Annotated in this window: 3 protein-coding genes; all 3 read right to left on the bottom strand. The window is 67.0% G+C overall.

The window, feature by feature from the left end:
• Positions 1-259 precede the first annotated feature (259 nt).
• Positions 260-2752 carry a hybrid sensor histidine kinase/response regulator gene (locus tag QX121_RS31495; RefSeq protein WP_315813908.1) on the bottom strand — a complete coding sequence of 831 codons (2493 nt, stop codon included), beginning with the start codon at positions 2750-2752 and terminating at the stop codon, positions 260-262.
• A 310-nt stretch (positions 2753-3062) separates the two neighbouring features.
• Complete coding sequence (locus QX121_RS31490; RefSeq protein ID WP_315773099.1) at positions 3063-4571, bottom strand: glycerol-3-phosphate dehydrogenase; 1509 nt, start codon at positions 4569-4571, stop codon at positions 3063-3065.
• A partial coding sequence (locus QX121_RS31485; RefSeq protein WP_315813907.1) for a class II aldolase/adducin family protein occupies positions 4568-5119 on the bottom strand: 552 nt, incomplete at its 5' end. The genes QX121_RS31485 and QX121_RS31490, both read right to left, overlap by 4 nt.

Here is a 5119-nt window from a genome sequence, read left to right as displayed (position 1 = left end):
GGTTCGGAAATCCAATCCTAACCCTTCTTGACCACCCGCCGCCCCATAGGATCTGTGGTACCTGCCGCCTGCATTTTCTTTCGCTGGCGGGCCATGGGTGCGGCCAGCGCCCGGCATTCCCCGCGCCCTCGTTGTCGAGAGGGCGAAACCACCGGCACAGCTCGGACGCATCACGCGCCGCGAGGCGGAGACGGCTCGCCCGGACGGCGCTGTGGATCGGGGCGAACGACGGATCGCTCACCGCATGATCGCTGCGGGCTCACGTCGCTGTCCTGCCGGCCAAGGCCGACACAATCGCCTCCGACAATTGGCTCAGCCGGAACGGCTTGGCGAGAAGCCTGGTCGTCGCCCGGAATTCCTCCGGCACCAGCGAGGGGTCGGCGAAGCCGGACATGAAGACGATGGGCAGATCGGGCCATCTGCGGCGCACCTCGCGCGCCAGGTCGATGCCGGTCAGGGCATCCGGCAGGAGAATGTCGGTCAGCAGCAGCGCGACCGGGTCCGACCGCTCCAGCTCGGCAATCGCCGCGGCCACGTTGGTGACGACGACCAGGCTGTAGCCCATCGATGTCAGCATGGTCGATGCCATGGCGCCCACCAGCGGATTGTCCTCCACGACCAGGATCCGTTCGCCGGTCTGCGGCCGCGCCAGCCGCGCCGCGCCGGCGCGCGTGCGACCGGTGACGCCCGGCCCCGCGCTCGGCAGATACAGCGTGACGCACGTGCCCTCCGCCACCCGGCTGTCGATCAGCACCGTGCCTCCCGATTGCCGCGCAAAGCCATAGACCATGCTGAGGCCGAGGCCGCTGCCCTTGCCGAACTCCTTGGTGGTGAAGAACGGCTCGAAGGCGCGGCGCGCGATCTCGGGCGGCATGCCGGCCCCCATGTCCGACACCGCGATCGTCACGTAGTCCCCGGGCATGATGCGCTCGTCGCCGTCATCGAGCGGCTGGTCGAGCACGGCATTCGTCGTCGTGATCGTCAGTCGACCGCCGCCATCCATCGCATCGCGCGCGTTGAGCGCCAGGTTGAGCAGCGCGTTCTGCAATTGCGTCGGGTCGATCAGGCAGTGCCACAGCATCGGATCCTGCGCCAATTCGATCTCGATGTTCTCGCCGAGCGTCCGCTGCAGGATCGTCGTCATCCCGCTGACCAACTGATTTACGTCGGTGATCTGCGGCTGCAGCGCCTGCTTGCGGGCGAAGGCCAGCAGCCGCCGGTTGAGATCGGCGACCCGCTCCGCCGCCTCGATCGCCCGCTCGACCATGCTGCGGCAGGAGACATCGGCGGGCGGCAACGCGTCGAGCAGCAGATCCAGATTGCCGAGCGTCGCCGCCAGCATGTTGTTGGAATCGTGCGCGATGCCGCCGGCCAGCTGGCCGACGGCCTCCATCTTCTGGGCCTGGCGCAATTCGTCCTCGATGCGCTTGCGCTCGGTGATGTCGACCGACAGCACGAAATAGCCGCGCACCGTGCCATCCTGGCTGCGATCCGGCACCCGAATGGTCTGGCACCAGCGTTCACGGCCGTCGGGAAACGCGATCTTCTCCTCGCCGCCCGCGGTGCGGCCGGCCAGCGCGGCCTCGATCTTCGGCCTCACCTCGCCACGTCGCGCGGGATCGATGTAGTCGTCGATCCTGCGGCTGCGGCCGGCTCCGGTGGGCGGCTGCGCGTACCATTCGCGTGCGACACGATTGGCGTAGCGGATGTCGCCGTCGGCGCCGACCTGGACGATCAACGCGGGCACGTTCTCCGTGACCAGCAGATGCTGCTCGAAATTGTCGCGCAGCGCCTGCTCGGATGCCGCGCGCAGCCGCCATTGCCGCGCCAGGACGAGGCCGAATCCCGAGATCAGCAGATTGAGCCCGGCGGCGATGGCGCTGTAGTACAGCGCGTTGTGTTTCCAGCCGGCCAGATACTCGACCGGATCGCGCGCCACGGTCACCACCAGCGGCAGGCCGGCGACGCGTCGATAGCTGATGCTCCGCGACGTGCCATCCGTCATGCCGCTGCCCTCGAAGCTGCCGTGAGGCGCCTGCGGGAGATATTGGCTGAACAGACGATTGGACCGAACGTTGCGGCCGGCAAAATCGTCGGCGTTCGGCGAGCGCAGCAGGATCGTGCCATCGTCTCGATAGAGCGTCACCGTTCCGCGCTGCCCGACGTTCAGCGACAGAAAGAACTGCCGCAGATTCTCGTAGTCGACGGCCACGACGATCACGCCGGCGAAACGTCCGCCCGGCATCATCAAGGCGCGGCTCACCGCGATGAACAGACCCTTGTTCACACGCGAGGCCACCGGCACGTCGATGAACAGGCCGCGGCCGGGGTCATCGCGCTGGACCTTGTAATAGGCCCGATCGGCGAAATTGTTCTCGCGGCCGGGAACTCCGTTGCCGGCGCTGTCGCCGAGCAGGTTGCCGTCCGCATCAATCACGACGATGCCGCCCGCGGCTGGATACGGCGCCACCCTGCGCTTCAGCTCGTCGATCAGCGCCGGATTGCCGGCGGTGAGCAGCGATGGGTCCTGCTTGAGACTGTCGATCGTCGTGTTCAAGAGCACGTCGACGCCCTGGATGTTGCGCAACATGTATTCTTCGAGCGCGCGGGCAAGATCGCCGTTGGCGGCCTCGGTGGCCCGATAGGTCTCCCGATAGTTGACGGAAAGCATGTGCGCCACGAAGGCATCACACAGCAGCGCCAGCACGAGGCCGCTCAGCACGATGATCCAGGGGGTCCAGCGCCGATCCATCCACGATCCGGACGCGGCCCTGGTCCAGGCGTCGACAATGCCTGCCTGCCGCGGACCGCGCCGATGGTCGGCTCTCGCTTTGATCTGGTCCCGCATGGCGTCGAATTCAGGAGGTCGTCGGGCGGTTTGATTGTGAATCGATCGGCGCGTCAAGCATCGGCGAAAGGTCCGGATTGTGCCGAATTCCGCGTCTCCAGGCGCGTCGCGATCCATATCGCGGGCGCTCGATAGCACGGTTTGCCGGGGCGTGTCATCGGCACCCGCCAAGCGCTGCGGCGGTCGCGGAAGGGCTCGAGGCGTCAAGACGCGGTCAGAGCTGATGCTCGAACGCCTCGCGCTCGGCACGGCTCAGATGCAGGCCGTGCTTGGTGCGCCGGTCGAGGACGTCGGCGGCCGTGACGGCCCACTCCTGCTCGCGCAGAAAAACGAGCTCGCGCTCATAAAAGGAGGAACCGAAATGGCGGCCGAGATCGCCGACGTTGCGGGATGCTCCGAGCAGGTCGCGCGCCCGGGTGCCGTAGAGCCGCGCATAATGTGCCAGCACCGCCGGCGGCAATCCCGGATACTCGCCGGCGAGATCAGCAAGGAACTGATCGAACGGCGCACCGAGATCGCCGCCCGGAAGACACGCGCCCGCCGTCCATGCCGACGCCAGCTGCGGAAACCATGGCGCGAGGCGCTCCATCGCTTGTTCGGCAAGCCGGCGAAACGTCGTGATCTTGCCGCCGAAGATCGACAGCAGCGGCGGCTGCCCGGGTGCACCATGTACCTCGAACGCGTAGTCGCGCGTCACCGCCGACGGATTGTCGGCGTTGTCGTCATAGAGCGGCCGCACCCCCGAGAAGGCGTGAATGATATCCCCCTTGCCGGGCGCAGCCCGGAAATAGCGGTCGAGCACGGCGAGCAGATAGTCGACTTCGGCACCGTCGATCGCAACGTCTTCCGCGCGGCCGTCATGCACGATGTCAGTGGTCCCGATCAGCGCCAGATCGGTCTCATAAGGATTGACGAAAATGACGCGGCGATCTGTGTTCTGCAGCAGATAGGCCTGCGATCCGCTCCAGAATTTTGGCACCACGAGATGGCTGCCTTTCACGAGCCGCACATTGTGCGCCGAGTTGAGCCCGGCGACGCCCTGCACCACGTCCTGCACCCAGGGACCTGCGGCGTTGACCAGCGCCCGCGCGCTGACGGTCTGCAGCTCGCCGCTCTCGGAGCGCATCTCCAGCCGCCAGACGCCATTCTCTCGCCGTGCGCTCACGGCGCGGGTGCGCGGCAGGATCGTCGCGCCCTTGCGTGCGGCATCGACGAGATTGAGGATCACCAGCCTGGCATCGTCGACCCAGCAGTCCGAATATTCGAAGCCGCGCCGGAATTCGGGGCGCAGCGGCGCGCCCTCCGGCTCATGCGCGAGATCGACGTTGCGGCTCGCTGGCAGCTGCTTGCGGCCGCCGAGATGGTCGTAGAGGAACAGCCCGGCGCGCACCAGCCAGGCGGGACGCTGCTCCGGCGAGTGCGGCAACACGAAGCGCATCGGCCAGATGATGTGCGGCGCCGAGGCCAGCAGCACCTCGCGCTCGATCAGGGCCTCGCGCACCAGGCGGAATTCGTAGTACTCCAGATAGCGCAAGCCGCCATGAATCAGCTTGCCCGATCGCGACGAGGTGCCCTCGGCGAAATCGTCCTTCTCGCACAACAGCACCTTCAGGCCGCGGCCGGCGGCATCACGGGCGATACCAGCGCCATTGATGCCGCCGCCGATCACGGCGAGGTCCAACAGACCGTGATCGGTTCCGCTGCGTGAGACCGTCGCATTCATCGCTTGCTGCTGCGCTTCTTCTCTGGCTTGCTGCGCGCGGCGGCGCGCGCCTTTGCCGTCGCCTTGGCCGGCTTCGCCGCTTTCGCCTTCGGCTCCTGCAGCCCGTAGGTCGAAAACCCCTGCGCCGTCTCGGCGATCTCGGCGTCGCCCAGGATGTGCGGCTGGCCCAGCGCGAGCGACAGATAATATTGCCGGGCGATGGTCTCGAGCTCGACCGCGAGCCACATCGCCTTGTCGAGATTGGCACCGACCGCGATCATGCCGTGATTGGCGAGCAGGCAGCCGTTGCGTCCCTCGAGCGCCGCGAGCGCGAGTTCGGACAATTCGGCCGTGCCGAAACGCGCATAGCCGGCGCAGCGGATGTCGGTGCCGCCGAACGCCGCCATCATGTAGTGACAGGCCGGTATCGGCTTGCGCGCGATGGCGAGCACGGTGGCATAGGTGGAATGCGTGTGAACGACGCCGCCGACATCCGGACGGCCGCGCATGATGTCGAGATGAAAGCGCCATTCCGTCGAGGGCTTCAACGGCCCCTCCCAGGAACCGTA

Source organism: Bradyrhizobium sp. SZCCHNR2028 (genome assembly GCF_032380995.1).
In the GTDB taxonomy this organism is placed as follows: domain Bacteria; phylum Pseudomonadota; class Alphaproteobacteria; order Rhizobiales; family Xanthobacteraceae; genus Bradyrhizobium.
The sequence above is the reverse complement of the archived record's forward strand: the minus strand, read 5'-3'. Positions and strand labels throughout refer to the sequence as shown.

Coding starts and splice junctions, on each gene's coding strand:
- QX121_RS31495 (WP_315813908.1), bottom strand. CDS start 2,752: ATGGATCGGCGCTGGACCCCCTGGATCATCGTGCTGAGCGGCCTCGTG.
- QX121_RS31490 (WP_315773099.1), bottom strand. CDS start 4,571: ATGAATGCGACGGTCTCACGCAGCGGAACCGATCACGGTCTGTTGGAC.